Annotated in this window: 12 protein-coding genes; 5 read left to right on the top strand and 7 right to left on the bottom strand. The window is 62.0% G+C overall.

Translation table 11 applies throughout. The annotated features are described in order from the left end of the window. Positions 1–222: 222 nt before the first annotated feature. Complete coding sequence (gene putA / locus BQ8482_RS27910) at positions 223–3,834, bottom strand: bifunctional proline dehydrogenase/L-glutamate gamma-semialdehyde dehydrogenase PutA (RefSeq protein ID WP_123150754.1); 3,612 nt, start codon at positions 3,832–3,834, stop codon at positions 223–225. A 164-nt stretch (positions 3,835–3,998) separates the two neighbouring features. On the opposite strand from putA, the gene BQ8482_RS27905 reads away from it, so the two are divergent. Further along, entirely contained in the window at positions 3,999–4,451 is a 453-nt protein-coding gene (locus BQ8482_RS27905) for an Lrp/AsnC family transcriptional regulator (RefSeq protein WP_123150538.1), read from the top strand. 21 nt (positions 4,452–4,472) lie between these two features. On the opposite strand, the gene BQ8482_RS27900 is transcribed toward BQ8482_RS27905, so the two are convergent. The 3 genes from BQ8482_RS27900 to BQ8482_RS27890 all read right to left on the bottom strand — a co-directional run bounded on the left by BQ8482_RS27900 (position 4,473) and on the right by BQ8482_RS27890 (position 7,008). Beyond that, positions 4,473–5,204, bottom strand: coding sequence for a cysteine hydrolase family protein (locus BQ8482_RS27900; protein WP_123150537.1), 732 nt, complete (start codon positions 5,202–5,204; stop codon positions 4,473–4,475). A 144-nt stretch (positions 5,205–5,348) separates the two neighbouring features. Beyond that, entirely contained in the window at positions 5,349–6,545 is a 1,197-nt protein-coding gene (locus BQ8482_RS27895; protein WP_123150536.1) for a cytochrome-c peroxidase, read from the bottom strand. A 13-nt stretch (positions 6,546–6,558) separates the two neighbouring features. Then, positions 6,559–7,008, bottom strand: a complete 450-nt coding sequence (locus BQ8482_RS27890) for a FixH family protein (RefSeq protein ID WP_123150535.1) — start codon at positions 7,006–7,008, stop codon at positions 6,559–6,561. A gap of 209 nt (positions 7,009–7,217) precedes the next feature. On the opposite strand from BQ8482_RS27890, the gene BQ8482_RS27885 reads away from it, so the two are divergent. Continuing rightward, the gene (locus BQ8482_RS27885) at positions 7,218–8,138 is read left to right on the top strand and encodes a sugar kinase (RefSeq protein WP_123150534.1); all 921 of its coding nucleotides are present in this window, start codon (positions 7,218–7,220) and stop codon (positions 8,136–8,138) included. Positions 8,139–8,378: 240 nt separating this feature from the next. On the opposite strand, the gene BQ8482_RS27880 is transcribed toward BQ8482_RS27885, so the two are convergent. Both BQ8482_RS27880 and BQ8482_RS27875 read right to left on the bottom strand, forming a co-directional pair. Continuing rightward, a complete protein-coding gene (locus BQ8482_RS27880) occupies positions 8,379–10,616 on the bottom strand; it encodes an adenylate/guanylate cyclase domain-containing protein (protein ID WP_123150533.1) in 2,238 nt (745 codons plus the stop codon). A gap of 332 nt (positions 10,617–10,948) precedes the next feature. Continuing rightward, the gene (locus tag BQ8482_RS27875) at positions 10,949–11,983 is read right to left on the bottom strand and encodes a class I SAM-dependent methyltransferase (RefSeq protein ID WP_123150532.1); all 1,035 of its coding nucleotides are present in this window, start codon (positions 11,981–11,983) and stop codon (positions 10,949–10,951) included. Between the two features lie 337 nt (positions 11,984–12,320). Here BQ8482_RS27875 and BQ8482_RS27870 point away from each other — a divergent pair, with 337 nt between their 5' ends. After that, positions 12,321–14,294 carry a putative bifunctional diguanylate cyclase/phosphodiesterase gene (locus BQ8482_RS27870; RefSeq protein WP_244603022.1) on the top strand — a complete coding sequence of 658 codons (1,974 nt, stop codon included), beginning with the start codon at positions 12,321–12,323 and terminating at the stop codon, positions 14,292–14,294. Between the two features lie 281 nt (positions 14,295–14,575). Here BQ8482_RS27870 and ltrA read toward each other — a convergent pair whose 3' ends face one another. After that, complete coding sequence (gene ltrA / locus BQ8482_RS27865) at positions 14,576–15,865, bottom strand: group II intron reverse transcriptase/maturase (RefSeq protein WP_244602998.1); 1,290 nt, start codon at positions 15,863–15,865, stop codon at positions 14,576–14,578. Between the two features lie 836 nt (positions 15,866–16,701). On the opposite strand from ltrA, the gene BQ8482_RS27855 reads away from it, so the two are divergent. Further along, positions 16,702–17,826, top strand: a complete 1,125-nt coding sequence (locus BQ8482_RS27855; RefSeq protein ID WP_123150530.1) for a multicopper oxidase domain-containing protein — start codon at positions 16,702–16,704, stop codon at positions 17,824–17,826. Next, complete coding sequence (locus tag BQ8482_RS27850; protein WP_123150529.1) at positions 17,823–19,034, top strand: ZIP family metal transporter; 1,212 nt, start codon at positions 17,823–17,825, stop codon at positions 19,032–19,034. Before BQ8482_RS27855 ends, BQ8482_RS27850 begins: the two co-directional genes overlap by 4 nt. Positions 19,035–19,231: the final 197 nt, after the last annotated feature.

Below are 19,231 nucleotides of genomic sequence, written 5' to 3'. Positions count from 1 at the left end.
CCACCATGACTCTTTCGCAGAACTTGACGCGCACAACTCGATCAATTTGCAGACCGCAACGCTCGGCACATGGCGGGCAGAAAAAAGCAAAGCCGGCGATCCTTCACGCCCCCCTCTGTCCTGCCGGACATCTCCCCCTCGAGGGCCCTCGAGGGGGGAGATTGGCTGTCACCTTGGCATTCGCCAATCTCCTGCCCGCGATGAGCGAGCCCTGGCCGACCTTCACGCCGCGGCCAGCAGGCTGGCATTGCCGCCCGCAGCCGTGGTGTCGACGCAGACGGCGCGCTCATGTGCATAGGCCGCCGGGTTGAGCACTTCGCTGACTAGCGGCACGATCGGGCCGGCGCGGTCGGCGATCACCTTGCGCACGATACGCGCGGCCTCGGGCGTGCCGGAAAAGGCGACGACGTCGACACGCAGCGCGCGTGCCTCGACCGGGTCGGGCCGGCCGTCGATGGCCGCCAGCGGCAGGCCCTTGCCGGTCAGCGGCGACAGTGCTGCCGGCGCACCGGGCGCGACGGCCAGCACCCCATTGCCGGCCGCCAGCGCCTGGATGGTCTGGGCAAGCAGCGTGTCGGCGTCCGGTCCGAGGCAGAGCACGCGGCCGCGCGGCGACAGCGACAGCGTATTGGCCTCGCCGGTCGGTCCGGGCAAATCGACCTGGCCGAAATCGATGCTGGCGGCGGCACCGATGGCCGCAGCACCCTTGCCGCGCAAATGCTTCCTCAGCACCGCAATGCGGTCCGACCGCGTCGACCAGACGCCCAGCGCCGGGTCCGGCAGATTGTCGGCGAGTTCGGTCGCCGTCACCTTGCGGCCATCAAGAATAGGCGTGCCCGCCTGCGGCCCCTTGCGGAAGCGCCTGAGATAGTGCGGCCCACCGGCCTTCGGTCCGGTGCCGGAAAGCCCTTCGCCGCCGAACGGCTGCGAGCCGACCACGGCGCCGATCTGGTTGCGGTTGACATAGATGTTGCCGGCATGGATGCCGTCGACGAAATGCTGGGCGCGGCCTTCGATGCGGGTGTGCAGGCCGAAGGTCAGGCCATAACCCTTGCGGTTGATCGCGGCGATGACCCCGTCGATATCGTCGGCGTCAAAGCTGGCGACGTGCAGCACCGGCCCGAACACCTCGCGCTCCATGTCCTCGATGCCTTTGACCCGGAAGACATGCGGCGCGACGAAGCGGCCATCCTTCGGCGCTTCGAGCTTGGCGATCAACCGGCCCTGCAGGCCCATGTCAGTGCAATAGTCGCGGATCGATTTTTGTGCCTCGTCGTCGATGACCGGGCCGACATCGGTCGAGATCCGCCAGGGATCGCCGAGGCTGAGCGCTTCCATCGCGCCCTTCAGCATCTCCAGCATCTTCTTCTCGACGTCCTTCTGCACATAGAGCACACGCAGCGCCGAGCAGCGCTGGCCGGCACTCTGGAAGGCCGAGGCAAGGATGTCGCGAACCGCTTGTTCGGGAAGCGCGGTGGAATCGACGATCATCGCATTCAACCCGCCGGTTTCGGCGATCAGCATGGCATCGGGCGCTGCAGTCTCGGCCAGTTGCTTTTCAATCAGCTTGGCGACCTCGGTCGAGCCGGTGAAGCAGACGCCGGCAATGCGTGGGTCGGCGGTCAGCGGGCCACCGACCGAGGGGCCGTCGCCGGGCAGAAGCTGGATGACGTCTTCCGGCACACCGGCTTGGTGCAGCAATTCGACGGCTCGGAAGGCAATCAGCGGCGTCTGTTCGGCCGGCTTGGCGATGACCGAATTGCCGGTCACGAGTGCTGCCGCGATCTGGCCGGTGAAGATGGCGAGCGGAAAATTCCACGGCGAGATGCAGGCGATCGCCCCGCGCGCTTCGGTGCCGATCTCGGCATTGGCCGCTTCGGCAGCGTAGTAGCGCAGGAAGTCGACCGCTTCGCGCACTTCGGCGACGCCGTCGGCCAGCGATTTGCCGGCCTCGCGGGCGGCGAGCGCGAAGAACTCGATGGCATTGGCCTCATAGAGGTCGGCGGCGCGATTGAGGATGGCGGCGCGCTCGGCGACGGCGCGCTTCGCCCATGCCGGCTGCGCCTCCACGGCGATGCGCACAGCGGTCGCGACCTGCTTGGCGGTGGCCTCGCTGACCGTGCCGACCACCTCGTCGGGCTTTGCCGGGTTGACCACCGGACGCTGCTTGCCATAGCCGGCGGCCCGGGTGATCGGCTTGGCGTGCCAGCGATCCGGCCCGGCGAATTCAGCCCTGGCCTTGTCGATCGCGGCCAGCGTCACCGGATCGGTGATGTCGAACCCCCTCGAGTTGCGGCGGGCAGGACCGAAGATCGCCGACGGGCTGGGGATCGCCGGATTGGCGGCGGGATCCTGTTTCTCGACCGTCTCGAGCGGGTCGCGAGCAATATCCTCCGGCTCGACCTCCTCGTCGGTGAGCTGGTGGACGAAGGAAGAATTGGCGCCGTTCTCGAGCAGCCGGCGGACCAGATAGGCAAGCAGGTCGGAATGCGCGCCGACCGGCGCATAGATGCGGCAGCGCGTACCCTCGGCCCGCCGCACCGTCTCATGCAGCGCCTCGCCCATGCCATGCAGGCGCTGGAACTCGAAGGAGTCACGATCCCCGGCCATCGACAGGACGGCGGCGACGGTGTGGGCGTTGTGGGTGGCGAATTGCGGATAGATGCGGTCGGTCATCGACAGCAGCTTTTTCGCGCAGGCGAGGTAGGACACGTCGGTGTTGGCCTTGCGGGTGAAGACCGGATAGCCGTCGAGCCCGAGCGTCTGCGCTCGCTTGATCTCGGTGTCCCAATAGGCGCCCTTGACCAGCCGCACCATGATGGTGCGGTCGTGCTTCTTCGCCAGCGCATAGAGCCAGTCGATGACGAAGGCAGCGCGCGGACCATAGGCCTGGACGACGACGCCAAAACCGTCCCAGCCGGCGAGTTCCGGCTCCGCCAGCACCCGTTCGATGATTTCGAGCGACAGGTCGAGGCGGTCGGCTTCCTCGGCGTCGACGTTGAGGCCCATGCGCGAATGGCGCGCCGCCAGCGCCAGCGACAAAAGCCGCTCGGCCATCACAGGCAGCATCTTTTCCTTTTGCGTCACTTCATAGCGCGGGTGCAGCGCCGAGAGCTTGACCGAGATGCCGTGGTTCTGGCGGATGTCGGGACCATTGGCGCCGGCGTCGAGCGACGAGATGGCGTCGGCATAGGCCTTGAGATAGCGCAAGGCGTCGGCCTCGGTGCGAGCCGCTTCGCCCAGCATATCGAAGGAATAGAGATAGCCTTTCTGGGTCATCGGCCGGCCGCGCTTGACGGCCTCGGCAATGGTGCGGCCGAGCACGAACTGCTCGCCCATTTCGCGCATGGCGGCAGCGACCGCCCTGCGGATGACCGGCTCGCCCAGCCGGCGCACCATGGCGCGCAGCGTGCCTTCGATGCCGTCCTCGCCTTCCTCGAGCACTCGACCGGTCAGCATCAGCGCCCAGGTCGACGCATTGACGAAAATCGAGCTCGAGCCGCCCGAATGCGCCGACCAGTCATGCGGCGCGATCTTGTCGGCGATGAGATCGTCCATCGTCTCGGTGTCGGGTACCCGAAGCAGCGCTTCGGCCAGGCACATCAGCGCCACGCCCTCCTTGGTGGAGAGGCCGTAAGCGGACAGGAAGACCTCCATCAGCCGCGGATCGGACGAGCCGCGCACCGCCCGCACCAGATCGGCGGCGCGGGCCGAGATTGCCTTCCGCTCTTTCGTCGAAAGCCCTGTCGCCTCGGCCAGCCGCTTCACGGCCTCGTCTTCGTCAGGCAAATAATTGGCACGGATCTGCTGGCGGATGGCATCGAGCGCTGGCATGACGGTCCTGTAGAGAGTGAGCATCAGGGAGCGGTCCGGCGGTCACCGGACCGAATGGCGCAAGCTAGCACAAAGCGTGGTTTCGGTCGGTCCAAAGAAATCGACACGGCAGGTCGATTGAACTATCATGGGCCTGATTTTCCACCAACTTGACCACAGAATCGATGAACGAAGACCAATTGGACCGCATCGACAGGAACATCCTGTCGGCGCTGGGCAGCGACGGCCGGCTTTCCATGTCGGAACTCGCGGCAAAGGTCGGCCTGTCGAAGACGCCGGTGCAGGCGCGGGTCAAGCGGCTGGAAAAGGACGGTATCATCCGCGGCTACCAGGCGATCATCGATCGCGAGCGCATGGGCGAAGGCCATGTCGCCTTCGTCCAGGTGAAATTGTCCGACACCCGCTCGGCCGCGCTCGACGCCTTCAACCGCGCCGTGCAGACGGTGCCGGAGATCGAGCAATGCCACATGATGGCGTCGAGCTTCGATTATCTCCTGAAAGTCCGCACCACCGACATCGCCGCCTACCGCCGCGTGCTCGGCGAGCGCATCTCGGCCCTGCCCCACGTCGCCCAGACCTCGACCTTCGTAGCGATGGAGACGGTGAAGGATAGGTAGGCGTTCACCGAGCTCGTCAGTTCATCCGGCTCGTTCAAGACGCTCCTGAATTTGCCCCTCCATTGCCCTCAGGAAATGGTCGGACGTCGATGTCCATCCAAAGAGTATCTGCACGAGCGTAATTGAGGCGTCATGGTTGCTCCTTGGGGAGTCCAACGCGATGGGCTCGCTCGTGCAATCCGTCAGCAGGATGCAGTGATAGTCCCTGAAAAAGGCGTCCCGAATTGTCGACTCCACACACACGCTGGTCGTGCATCCTGTCACGATGAGCTGTTTGATGCCTGCGGTCTTCAGAACAGCATCGAGTTCGGTCTCGTAGAAGCCGCTGAACCGGGTTTTGTAGAGGACAACATCCCCCGCCTCCGGCTTTAGGTCGCTGACGATATCCGTTCCCCAGGTGTCGCGGATCAGAATCCGGCTCTCGCTGCCGTCCGGCGCTGTCATGCTCTCACCGACCCCAAAGATCTGGAGATGTCGGAGACGATTGGGAGCATCCGATGTCCCGAGATCCGAAAGGTCGGAATGATACCCCATCTTCAGATAGATGATGGGCAGTCTCAATTTGCGAGCGGCCGCTATTACGCTTGCAGTAGGGCCGACAGCCCGTTGAATCCCGGAGATATCGATGCCGGCTCTGTCGAACATCCCGCCTTTCGAGCCGAAGTCATTCTGCATGTCCACGACGAGAACTGCAGTCTTGGCCGGATCAATTGAAACAGGTTGAGGCTTTGCGTCGATGACAAGTGGCTGCATTTTTATCCTCCCACAGCCTGAGGTGTCGCACTTTGCGCCTTGGTTATCATGATCAGCGACCCTGCATTGTGTCAACAAAAGGGGGCTACATCGGTGCTTGGCGGCCCAGACAGTGGTCCGCTCTTGTCGAAAACAAACCCAACGTCACTCCGCCAGCGTCTTCAAAAACGCCACCAGCGCCGCGCGCTCGCGGTCCGAAAGCTGCAGCGGGTGGACCTCGGATACACCCTCGACACTGGCCGGCGCCTTCGAATAATGCGCCACCACCTCGTCCAGCGAGGAAAATTGCCCGGCATGCATGTAGGGGGGGCGGGTGGCGGCGCCGCGCAGCGACGGCGTCTTGTAGGCGCGGACGAGTTCCGGCCCGGCCTTGACCATGAAGCGCAACTCGCCGCAGGCGCTGGCGTCGCCATCGCGAAACGCGCCGAAACAGTTGAACGGATCGGCCTCGACCTGCGCCACCGCGTCTGTGCGGCCGCGATCCGGCGGCAGATTCGCCACCGGCGGCACGCCGGTGTTGTGAAAACCGCCGTCGGTGAAACGCGGCCCGGTATGGCACGTCACGCAATTGGCCTTGCCGATGAACAGTTTTAGCCCGAGGATTTCTTCGGGCGACAAGGCATCGTCGCCCTGCGGCGCCTCGGTATCCAAAGCGGCGGCGAACCGGTCGAAGCGCGTCTGCGGTAGCGCAATCGATCGCTCGAAGGCGGCGATCGCCTTGCCGATATTGGCGAAGACGCGGTTGACGTCCTCGGCTTGCGCATCGGACATGGCATTCCAGGCAGCCTTCTCGGCATCGCTGCCGAGCGGACTGGCATTGGCCGGCACATTTGAAAGGTCGGGCAGCGGCCCGAAGATGCGCTCGTAGCGCTCGCCGAATCGCGCCTTGATATAGTGCGCGTAGGCGGCGCGGTTGCCGGCCTGCTCCAGCGGATTTTCCAGCGGCGCCAGCGCCTGCGCCCAGAGACTGTCGCGCCGCCCGTCCCAGAAAAACCATGCGTCATGCGCAACGCCGGCTAGCGGCATGGTGCGCCGGTTGGTGCGGCCGACACCAACCGCTCGCGGCAGATCGTCCTGGAACTGCCGGTCGATCTTGTGGCAGGTCGAGCAGGAAACCTTGCCGTCGCCGCTCAGCCCGACGTCGAAGAACAGCGTCGCGCCGAGCGCGGCGGCGGCCGGCACATCGGCGAAGCGATTGGTGGTGTCGGTTTTCAGCGGCGGCAGCGCTGACAGCGCCAGCGAGGCGATGGTCTTCTTTTCGACATCGGAAAACTCAGGCTTGCCGCAGCCGGCAAGCAGAGCCATCGCCAGCAGCGCAAAAAGTCGCGAAAAGCGGCTCATCTTGCTCCAGCGCTCAGAGCAACACATTGAAGACCACCGTGTCGGATCCGGCCGCCGCGGAAATGGCGAAATGCAGTTGCCACAATCCGCTCATTGTGAATTTCACCCCGCCGATGCGATAGCGGCCATCGCCCAGATAATCGGTCGCATGCGGGCTGGTCGGCAGACCGTGCCTGTGCTGCGGCATGCCGCCGGAAATCGTGATCGCAGCGCCCTCCACCGGAGTTCCCGCACCTGTCTTGAGGGTCAGCAGCCAGGATTGCAGCTCGCCTTGACGGACAACGCCCCGCTCCGGTTCGAAGCTGGCCACGAACAATCCGTTCGCCGTCCTTTTCGAGTGGCCAATTTCGGAACCGGCAAGCCGGGGCGCTTGCGGCGCGGTCAGAAAGACGGCGGCGAGAATGCCAGCCAGCAAGGTAGCCAGACCAAGACCTGCCAGAACATAACGCCATAACGATGCCAAACCGGTTCCTCTTCCGGAGATAACGTCTCGCTGCGCAGATTGCGTCCCGCCGTCCGCATGAGAAAACGCCGCTGGCGCAAAAATCCACCATGGCCAAGCATGGCGCTGCCGCTCGCAAAAAGCTACAGCACCGGGTCTTGGTTTTGTGCATGTCGTTATCCCAAAACCGCTGCGCAAGCTGTGGGCGATATGCACCAGGAGAGAGATTCATGACAGGAAACGGCGTCGCCTCGATCGGTGAATGCATGCTCGAACTTTCAGGCCAGGCGGGGCCGAACTGGCGCATGGGTTTTGCCGGCGACACGTTCAATACGCTGTGGGCGCTGCATGCGCTGAGCGGCGACCGGCCCGCGACCTATGTGTCGGCCTTTGGCGACGACCCGTTCTCGCGCGACCAGATTGCTTTCTTCGCGCAAAACGGCATCGGCATCGGCGCCAGCCCGATCATAGCAGGCGCACGGCCCGGTCTCTATGCGATCACACTGACCGGCGCCGAACGCTCCTTCACCTACTGGCGCGGCGATGCGGCCGCAAGGCAGCTTGCCTCTGACGCGGTTGCCTTGGCGAAAAGCCTTGAAAATCAGGCGCTTGTTTACTTTTCCGGAATCACTTTGGCAATTCTGGATGACGCCGCGCGCAACACGCTGCTGACCGCGGTGGCCAAGGCGCGCGCCGCCGGTTCGCTTGTCGCCTTCGATCCCAACTACCGGCCGCGGTTGTGGCACCGGCGCGAGGAAGCACAGACCGCGATCCTCGATGCCCTCGCAGTCACCGACATCGCGCTGCCGACCTTTCCCGACGAGCAGATGCTGTTCGGCGACGCAGCGCCGCAAGCAACCGCGCAACGGCTGGGCAAGCTGGTCGGCGAAGTCGTCGTCAAGAACGGCGAGGAGCCGGCGCTGATCGCCGCAAACGGGACCCCGCAACCCGTTCCGGCCGTGCATGTCGCCGCCCCCGTCGACACGACCGGCGCCGGCGATTCCTTCAATGGCGCCTATCTCGCCGCCCGGCTTGCCGGCCATCTCCCGACCGCGGCGGTGCTGCGCGCGCATCGCGTCGCCGCAGCCGTCGTCCAGGTGCGCGGCGCGCTGGCGCCATTCGAGACGTTAAGGGCGGCGTTCGAAGATTAGGGTCAAAACGCAATAAGTCTGGGCTGCCGCCAACGCCGACAAGCTTGCAGCCCAAGGCGGTCGCTAGTGGTGAAACCTGACGGTTGGTACCGGTCGTGGAAGACCGCTCCGGATTGCATTTCCGTTCACGTTCGCAATTAGAACGAGCAACCAGCGCTAATTCCGGTCGTTTGCGGTTATGGCAAACAAGGTCGCATGTACGTCCGCAAGCAAACTTCGGCCTTTGCGGCATTTGGGAGCTCACTTGACGACCGAAAACTCGAACTGTTCCCAGCGGTAAACGGCCTTGTATTCGTCGTCGCGCCCCGGCGTCCTGAACACATTGCGATAAATTGCTCCACAGCTTGTCAGCTCTTCGGGAAAGGCATCGCACAGGAAATTGCCTTGCACCCACGAGGTTCCTGTTCGGGTCCTCAGGCCAATGGTTTCGCTGACGGCGCCGTCGACGGAGGTCGTGCGCTGCATCGGCAGGAACTCGCCAAACGCTAATTTTCCGCGCGTTTCGTGGCCGAACATGAGAGACCTTATTTCCGCGCCTGTGAGCCGGTCCTTCGGATTCATGCCTGCCTTTGCCAATGCCGGCAGCTCGGGCACGCCTGCCTTGGTCAGGCCGGCCAAAAGGCGTTCGATATCGGCCGTATTCTTGAAAACCATGAAGTCCTGGGTGATCAGTTGGCTCGGCCCGTATTCTATTCGACGCGCAACAACCTTCCTAAATTTTTCCAAGGCGGCCGCGGCCTGGTCGGTGCGCCCAAGATGCCCATAGGCCGAAATGGCGACTTGCAGGGCATAGAATTTCGCCGGTGGGTCGGGCGATTCAAGGTCCATCTTCTCGATAGAGCGAACCGCGTCCTCGAATTTCCCTTGGCCGAACGCGGCTAGTCCGACCTGGTAGTGCCGGTAGTCCATCCACGAGATCGGGTCGACGCGCGCGGCCGCCTCGAGATAGCTCAGCGCTTCCTTCGGTCTGCCGTTGAAATTCAGGGCATTGGCCAGCGAGAGATAATTCCAGGTATCGCTGGGATCGAGCGCCACCGACTTCAGAAGAACGGTGACTGCTTCGTCCGAGTTGTGTGCGCGGACCATCAACTCGGCGACGAGCTGATAGTAGCCGGGCGAAGGATGTCGGGCGGCGAGCTTCAGGGTTTCGTGGACTTTGTCATAGGCCTCGGCTTGCGTAAGCCCCATCACCACGGCCCGGATGATATCCGCCTCCCAATAGGCCCAGGCGAGCTGGGCGTACGCCGCGCCGAAATCGGGGTCGAGTTGCACCGCGTGCTGGAAATGCTTCACAGCCTGCGCAAACTCCTCGGGGGTGTTGATACGGTTATAGATGTCCATCCCTTTGAGATAGACATCATAGGCCTCGGGACTGTTTGTGCCTCCCGAGCGGGCGGCCGGCGCAACGCTCACCAGGCGGAGTCGGAGCGCGCCTGCGATGCTGCCGACGACCTTGTCCTGCAGCGCGAACACGTCCGCCCACCGGCCGTCGAAGCGCTCCGCCCAGAGATGTCCGGACGTCGAGCTGTCGATCAGATGCGCATTGATTCGCATGTCGTCGCCGACGCGGCGAATCGAGCCTTTCAGCAGGTACCGGACGCCCAATGCCGCCGCAATCTCCTCCGGCTTCGGGTCCTTATCCTTGTAGGCGAAGGCCGCGCTGTGGGAGACGACGAAAAGACCCGGCACGCGCGCCAGTTCGGTCGTCAGGTCCTCTGTGAAGCCGTTGGCGAGATATTCTTGTTCCTTGTCATCGTTGAGATTGTCGAAGGGCAGGACGACTAGCGAGGGCCGGGTGTCGGCTGCCTCGCTGCCTGCCGGGACGGCAGGCTGTGCTGGCCTCTCCCACGGCTGCCACCATGCTGCTGCAAGGCCGAGAGCCAGGACGAGAACACCCGCCGCGACCGGAAAACGCCAGGCGCGTGGCTGGCGACGAGCATGGAGGATCTTGCCCGCTGCCGCGGAATCAAGCAATACGCGATACGCCTGAACTGGTTCGGCGATGTTTTTGACCCTCTGTTCGCCCATTGGCTCAAAGGCGAACGCCAGCTTCCTATCGACCTCCTTGGCCACTTTTCCCGAGATGCAGATGCCGCCCGGTTCCGCCAACTGCTGAAGTCTGGCCGCGATGTTGACCCCATCGCCATACCGGTCGTCGCCGTCGACGATCACCTCGCCGAGATTGATCCCGATCCTGACCCGGATCCGCTGGTCCTCGGGAACGGCGGCGTTCCGTTCCGCCAGCCCGCGCTGCAGCGAGACGGCACATTCGACGGCATCGACGACACTGCCGAATTCGGCCAGCATCCCATCGCCCATCAGCTTGAAGATATGGCCGTGGTGGCGGGCAATTTCGGGCTCGAACAGTTCCTTGCGTCCGGCACGTAGTCGCTCAAACGTACCGGCCTCGTCGCGCTCCATCAGAGTGGAATAGCCCACTACATCTGCGGCTAGAATCGCGGCAAGCTTGCGGTCCATTGGTGGCCTGGCCCCGGCGGATCATAGTATTGGTTGTTCCGATAAGAAACTGACCTCACCAGTACTCAGCAAACGCGTTCATTGATGGCTGATGCGGCGACGGTTGACCAATGTCGTATTCTACCACATTCGAGACATTAGAGCTTGCCTGCCGGAATGGCTCGTTTGGGTCAATATCGTTGGTTCCGATGAACGTCGGCTTTGGAGGCGCCACATAGCTCTGGGAACGACCGGTTCGGGTCACAACTTCCCGTTCGGACTCTCCGACGGAAGGATAGAAAGGGGTCGTGAGGCTGTATTCGCCTCGGGTACCAAGCGTTGGATTTTGACCGCTACCCGCGCTTTTCGATGACGCCATACAGGACGTTGCGGTTCTCGCCAAAGAACACCTGCGCCTCGACGGTGTTGCGGTCGACGCTGGCATTGATGATGTTCCACATATCGGCCTCCGATCGCAGCAGCAACACCCAGTCCATGAACGTCTCCCAATACCCGGCGTCAGGATTGCCCTCCGCGTAGTTCGCGAAGAGGAATGTCCCGTTCGGCTTCAACATCTGCAGGCAGGTTTTCGTGAGTTTCACGGCGACGTTGTGCGCAAGGTAGTCGTAAAGGCCGGAGGCGTAAATGAAATCGAACTTGCCGAGCTTGTGACCCCGCGTGAGCACGGTTCGTACCGAGCCGTCGATGGCCTCTACCGCGGTGCCCTGGAAGTCGCGCGTGATCAATCCAACGCTCTGAGGATCCTGATCGAGCGCAACCCAGCGCTTGAGACGGCCCTCCCGTAAGGCGGCCGACCGATTGGCCTCCCTTAGATGGCCGGCCGCAATCGCCAGGACCTCGGCTTGCGGGCCATTTTCGGTCGCAATCTTATCGACATATCGGGTCAGAAGATCACGCCGTTCCCGTGCCGCGATGGACGACGGCACATCCTTGGTATGGCTATAGAGCGCCTTGCCGGTCTCCGAGGCGTTTGCCACGCTCTCGGCCACGTGCGGATCGCAATAGATGTAGTCGAGCAACTGGGCGTCGCCGGAATAACCTCTGGGCTTGTCATGGGACCACCGCGTGAGCGGATCCTCAAGAAAGTACTCCAGGACCGGGTGGTTCTGCACTACCGGTATCAATGCCTGCCAAACGTCGGGATGAACCTTGGAACGCGTCGCGCTGAGGTACGACGTCAGACGACGAATGATCTCGGCGGGGTCCTTTCGTTGCTCGATTTGCTGGTGTGTCGCGTGGAGAATGAGCGCAAGCTCTACGCGAGCAGTTTCGAACGCTTCGCTATGATGCTCGAGCTTTCCTCGAGGGAGACTGGTGGCGATCATCTCGGCAGTAATCAGACTTTTGCCATCAAGGATGGTTTCCACCGCATGACTCCATAGTTACAATTGGATAGTTACAATTAGTTAGCTATTGCGTAAAATTTTATCTTTGCCAAGGCACATCCCCGGCATTTTAGCGGTGTCGTTAATTTCCCGCCAACCATGCTAGGTCTTTGGACCCCTTGCGGGCCGGATTCCGGATACGAGTTAACGGAAACCTATTGGCGCGACTGCATATTGCTTGCCAGGCGCCGCAATCGCTGTCGCGCCTGGGGAGTCGGCCGGCGTGGGGGCAGAAGCTAGAAATGAGTTCGGAATACAAAGCCCCGTTCAAATGGGGTTTAGCGTGACGAACGAATGCGCGTCATCCGCATTGGCCGATATGGTCCATGCGGAACCGCTTGAGCTGCGGTACGAGCCGCGGTCCGACGAGCTCCGCAGCCTCTACTGGGAGGAAGGCCAAGCGAAGCGAAGGATGGACGCCAGGCCAGGGCTTTGGATCGCCGTCGCCATCTATCTGCTGTTTTCGGCAACGGATCTGCTGCTGATTCCGGATGTGGCAATCTATACGATCACGGCGCGCTTCGCGGTCGGAGTGACTGCACTCTTGATCCTGGAAGCACAACTTCGCCGGGGGGTCGGAACGGAATGGATTGACGTGACTTGCGCCGCAGCCATCATCTTTGGCTATGTTGGTTGGTTGTGCCCGGCGGTTATCAGCGCGGACAAGGAAAGCGTCTCTTATTATATGGTCTTCGGTACTATCTTCATGATGGGCGCCAATCTTTTCTTCACATTCAGGTTTAATCTATCCATTGTAACTTCTGCTATAATCTTGTGTGTATTATACACCGTGAACTATTTCGTACCTTCTACGCTAACATACAAAATAGTATTAGGAATTTTTTACATTTCGTGTTTCATATTCACGTCGTATGTAAACTGGAGGTTGAACGAAGAACGTTACAACGTCTTCCTGAACGCCTTGGAAGCTAAAATCCAGCACAAGGAAGCCACCGAGCGCGGACAGGCGCTGTTGAATCTGTCGAGAACCGATCCGCTTACGGGTCTGGAGAATCGGCGGGCGATTGACGAGAAGCTGCGGGACTACTGGAGCGACTGGCAAAGGTCTGGCAGCAGTTTTGTGGCGATCCTCATCGACGTGGACTTCTTCAAAAGGTTCAATGACTATTACGGACATCAAGAGGGCGACCGCTGCCTGATTCTTGTCGCCAACGCCCTTGCCGATATGATTAAGCAGTACAACGGCTCAATCGGCCGCTACGGCGGTGAGGAATTCATTGTCCTGGCTCGGATGGAAAAAAGAGAACAGGTCGCAGATATTGCGGAAGCCATTCGAAGCACGGTGGAGAACCTCGCGCTTCCCCACGAGCAGCGCAGAGACGGTATCTCGGTTGTGACGGTGAGCGTTGGCGCTGCACTCACCAGGCCGCAGATTGGCGCCAAGCTGGAAAAAATCATCCACGAGGCCGATCGCGCCCTCTATCTGGCAAAAGCAGGCGGTCGAAATTGTACCTGGCTGTTCGATCCAAACGATCCCCAGAGCAGCGACGAGAGCGAGAATATTGCGGCTTTGCTGAAGATCGCGATTGGCCAGGATCTCGTTTCACTCGTTTATCAGCCTATCCAGAATGTCGCGTCGGGCCGAGTTGAAGCCGTCGAGGCTCTGATGCGCCTCAAAATGCTGGACGGTACATCGGTTCCGCCTAGCCTGTTCATTCCCGTCGCGGAACGAACTGGTGCGGTCCTGGCGCTCGGGCGCTGGGCAATAAGGACAGTGTGCGCTGAGCTTCTGGCGGACGATCACGTCGGTGTCGTCAGCGTCAACGTCTCTCCGATTCAGCTCAAGACGCCCGGCTTCGCGGCTTCTGTTGCGACCATTTTGAGCGAGACTGGCGTAGCCGGCAGCAGGCTGGCCCTCGAAATCACCGAAGGGCTGGAGATGGAGATGCACTCCGGCATTCTTCGCTGCATCAGCGACCTGAAGCTGCTAGGGATCAGGATATGGCTTGATGACTTCGGGACCGGCTTCGCGGGCCTGTCATGGCTTCGTCTAATCGATTTCGATACGGTGAAGGTCGACCGCTCGTTTCTGCATGACTGCGGTACCCCGAGGGGCAAGGCGATGCTGCAGGACATTATTGCCCTGGTCCGAAATCGCGGCCATAAAATCCTGGTCGAAGGGGTCGAAACCGACGAGCAGATGGCCATTGTACGCGAATTTGACATAGATAAAATCCAAGGCTTCCACGTCGGCCGCCCTGCCCCCGCCGCCAGTTTCCGGGCGAGACCGATCACCTATAAACGCCCATTTTCGGTCGTTAAGTCCGCATGAACAGCGGCGGAGCGACCTGCGCTCCTGCAAGCGATCGCCCCGCTCTCCCTCTGCAGATGATCCAGCGGCTGGCCGAGAATCTTGCCGTTTGAAATCGGCCGGCGGGAACGAGCACAGGGGCGTAGAGTCGAGATGTGGCGCGGTGGCGGTAGGTTGAACATATCTGTTTGCCGCCTCTTTCGTCTGGCGGTGCCTCACTGGTTCGACCATGGCTCCGTTTCCACACCCCGCTCATCGAACCGGACATGCAGATCTCCCGCATCCGGCTCTCGGACAAGATCTCACGCCTTCGCCCACGGCACATCGCGCCCAAGCCGCGTCAGACGTACGAGCCCAATATGCTCGTAAAGGTGCGAGTCTGGATAAGCCCCGCCCTTGCGTCGTCTGGTCTTGTGCTTGAGGCGCAACCACCGACGCAACCGCACCGCTGTGTAGCTGTCGAGCGCTCGGTATGCTCTGCTGGTGGTCCCTACAGAGAAGTAGTTGGCCCACCCACGCAATGCCCGGTTCACCTTAGCCACCAGCTTTGTGGTCTCTTGCCATGTCGTTCGGCGTTCGGTGAGCGCGAGGATATTCTCCACAGCCCGCCTGATGCTTTTCTTCGACGGCCGGTAGCCCAGACGGGCTTTGCCAGTTGTCGGAGAGTACATCCGTCCAAACGAGTAGCCCAGAAAGTCGAACTCGCCTTCCGGAACCTTGCAGATTCGTGTTTTGTCCTCGTTCACCGTCAGCTTCAGCTTGCCCATGATCGCGCGCAGTTGATGCAGCGCCGCTTCGGCGTTACCCCTCCTGCACAGGATCACAAGGTCGTCGGCATAGGTGACGAGGCGAGTGCCGAGGCTTTGCTCAAGGCCGAGCTTCTTCCATCCCAACACGAACCGGCGCATGTACAGATTTGCCAGCAATGGTGAGATGGGTGAGCCCTGCGGGATGCCGCGCCGGTTGTCCCGCGCCTCGGTCGTGCGTGTCTTCCGTCCTCGATCATCGGTTTCTTCGACAGGGCATTCCAGCCACATCTTGATGAGATGCAGCACGCGCCGATCAACGATCCGGCGCGCTACTGACTTCATCAGTTCGGCATGGGGAATGCTCCCGAAGTAGTCCGCGAGGTCGGCGTCCACCACTTCCGGATGACCACGGAACAGCAGCTCCTCCACCTCGATCACCGCCCGCTGGGCATTGCGCCCGGCACGATAAGCATAGATTTCCGGTGGAAGGTCGGCATCAAAGATCGGCTCCAGCACCAGCATCGCTGCTGTCATGCAGACCCGATCCCGCACGGTCGAGATGCCCAGCGGCCTGAGTTTGCCGTTGGCCTTCGGTATGAACACGCGTCTGATCGGTTCCGGTCGGTAAGTCTCCTGCCTGAGCGCAAGCGCCAGTTCGCCGAGCCATCGCTCAAGCCCGTACGCGTCGATATCCGCGAAGTCCTGACCATCCACACCCGGCGCGCCCTTGTTGGAGCGGCACTGGGCATAGGCATGCGCAAGAATATCGTCGCGGCTGATCTTGTCGTACAGGGCGTAGAAGCGATAACCGGCTTCTGCCTTCGCTTTCGCGTGTAACGCCATCTGCAGTTTCTGGACACTTTTCGGAGTTGATAGGTTTCCCAATCTCCGGTCCCTCTCCACTTGTTGCGTTCGTCTTGAACTGAGGCCCCTTCCCTCCACCGGCATTACCCGGCTTCCCCGGTACTACGCGCCTCTCCGCCACCCCAGCGCGCCCGGCCTGTCCCTCGCGGGCGTCCAGTTGATCATCCCTGACCACGTCCTGGGGCTTCCCGTGTTGCGTGCGCTTTCCTTGTGTACATGCTGCCGCCAGTACCCCGGTGCAGCGAAAGTGGGTTCAATCGTCGCTCACACTCACCCATTTCGTGTCAGCCTTCCCCACAATGGCTGGTGGGTCGGCCTGCACATCGTCCTTTTCGAGGCTTGCTCAGCGTTCACTCACGTTGCGGCCTGCACACTCGCGCGGTCACCTACGTGACCACTATCCGAAGGCTTCAGACATTTTGTCTCCTCCATGCCTGCTCCGGTTGCTTCCGGCTGGAGCATCTTGCCGGGTGGGACTTGCACCCACTGGAAAGCGCCGCCTTGTCACGGCGCACGCCATTAGCGGTCGTTGCTGACCCTCTCATTCAATGTCGGCAGTTCGTGGGGAAGCCGTCGTTCCAGGTCCGTCTTAGTGCTTTGCTCAACGTGGCCAGCGGTCGACTTTGCCAACAGGAGCATGAATGTGAGTCGCGATGCGAAGTGGTTGTTCCCGTTGGTTGCTTGTAAGGAGCAAATTCGCACCACATCAATTTGCCGACGGCCCCTCCCCGAATAGATGCGGTTGCGAGTCGATTGCGAAACAATCCGTTTAATGCTAATGCAAATCATTCTCATTTGCATTTGTGGTGACGGTTATGTCCGAGGTCAGCATGTGGTTCCGCGAAAAGATCAGCAGGCGTGGGCTGCTGTGGGGCGGCCTGGCGGCCGGAGGCTCGGCGATAGCGGGAACGGCAGCTGGCCAATCGGTCCATTCCGGCCATGGGGCGGCGTCGGCCGCGGACGCTGCACCGCCTCCAGCGCATTTGGCCGCCCACGGATCGATGATCACCGTCGGAGACGTGGACAACGAGCGCAACGGTTTCGATCCTTCCCGGATCGTGACGGACTGGGAAACGGGCTCGGTGTCGACGCTTCCCGACGGACGAATCCTTCGGACTTTCGAGATCGAGGCGGTTGACAAGGAAATCGAAATCGCGCCGGGGATCATGTTCCCGGCCTGGACCTACAACGGGCGGGTGCCCGGGCCCGCGCTCAGGGCGACCGAAGGCGAGCACCTGCGGATGGTCTTCCGCAACTCCGGCTCGCATCCCCACTCCATGCACTTCCACGGCATCCATGCCGCAAGGATGGACGGCGTCCCCGGTGCAGGCTTGATCGATCCGGGAGAAGAATTCGTCTACGAGTTCGATGCCAGGCCCTTCGGCTGCCATCTCTATCACTGTCATGCGCTGCCCCTGAAGCGGCATATCCACAAGGGCATGTACGGCCTTTTCGTAATCGACCCGGATCCGGCCCGCCATCCGGAGCTTGCCAATGTCGCCCGTTCCCGCTTGCTCGGCACGCCCGAGAACGCCGAATGGCAGGAATTCGCCATGGTGATGAACGGCTTCGACACCAACTTCGACAACGGGAACGAAGTCTATGCGGTGAATACCGTCGCACACGCGTACATGAAGCGGCCGATCAGGATCGTCCGCAACCGCCCAGTCCGCATCTATCTGGCCAATGTCGTCGAGTTCGATCCCATCAACTCGTTCCACTTGCACGCCAACTTCTTCGACTATTTCGAACAGGGGACGACGCTCACGCCGACCTTGAGGACGGTCGACCTGATCACTCAGGTGCAGGCGCAGCGCGGAATCCTCGAGTTTACCTACAAGGATCACGAGACCGGTCTCTACATGTTCCACCCGCATCAGTCGGAGTTCACCGAACTCGGCTGGACGGGCATGTTCGACGTGGTGGAGGCGGTCGCATGAACGAGGTCTCGCACATCGCCGCCGCCGACCCGACCGCTCCCGTCGGCTCCGGAAAGTCGCGCGCCGCTTTGCTGTGGCTGATCCTGCCGCTTGCCGCCCTCGGCCTGGCGATCACCTGGCTGCTGGTCTCTGACCCGCTCAGAAACTTCGGGAACGGCGCTCCGCCTGTGGAGAGCCTGACTTTCGAGCGGACGATCCTTTCGTCCGACGGCATCCGCGTCCTCGTCCGCGCCGGCGGCTCGGAGCCGATGACGATCGCCCAGGTCCAGGTTGACGACGCATACTGGCAGTTCACGCAGGAACCCGCAGGACCGCTCGCCCGCGGCGCTACGGCATGGATCCACCTGCCCTTCCCCTGGGTGCTGGGGGAGGCGCATGCCATCAACATCGTCACCAACACCGGAACGACGTTCGAGCACGAGATCGCGGTCGCCGTGCCTACCCCGACGCGGGATGCAAGGAGCCTCGCCTCCCAGGCGCTGCTAGGCGTGTTTGTCGGCCTTGTTCCAGTCGCCATCGGAATGATGTTTTTTCCAGCGCTGCGCGGAGTCGGCCGCAACGGCATGAATTTCCTGCTCGCCCTGACTGTCGGCCTGCTGGCGTTCCTGTTAGTCGACGCCACGGCTGAAGCTTTCGAACTGGCGGCCGAGTCCGCCGCAATATTCCAGGGACAGGCCATGGTCGTCCTCGCAGCCGCTGCGAGTTTCCTCCTGCTGATGGCGGCCGGCCGCCGGGACGGAGTACCGACCGGACTTGCGCTCGCCACCTTCATCGCGCTTGGAATCGGCCTGCACAATCTTGGCGAGGGGCTGGCCATCGGCGCTGCGTTCGCGGCAGGCGCGGCCGGATTGGGCACTTTCCTGGTGTTGGGCTTCATGCTGCACAACATCACCGAAGGCATCGGCATTTCCGCGCCGATGCTGAAGAAGCGCCCGCCTCTGTGGACCTTCGTCGGCTTGGCGCTTCTGGCGGGCGGTCCCGCCGTCATCGGACTTTGGATCGGAAGCCTGGCCTATGCGCCGCAGTGGTCGGCGCTGGCTCTCGCGGTCGGAGCGGGAGCCATTCTGCAGGTCATCGTCGAAGTCACTGCGTACCTGATGAGGTTGGACGGGAGAGGCCCTGCGGCGCTTACAGCGCCAGCCACGATGGCGGGATTGGCCGCAGGCGTTTCGTTCATGTATGTGACCGCTATGCTCGTCAAAGTCTGATCTGCCGCGGCGACAGCTTGTCCGGTCGCTCCTGCCGGATTGTCGCCTGTGAACTGCGGGCGCGGAGATCGGTTGCGGCAAATAAAAAAGGTCGGCTTGGGTCCAGCGTGCGTCGCCCCGGCTACCCGGCGTCAATCGACCGACAACCTTGCCGTTTGAATCGGCCGGCGAGCACAGAGCGCCGGTTCCGGACATTC

Source organism: Mesorhizobium delmotii, from assembly GCF_900149755.1.
In the GTDB taxonomy this organism is placed as follows: domain Bacteria; phylum Pseudomonadota; class Alphaproteobacteria; order Rhizobiales; family Rhizobiaceae; genus Mesorhizobium; species Mesorhizobium delmotii.
This window is presented reverse-complemented; position numbering and strand designations above follow the sequence as displayed.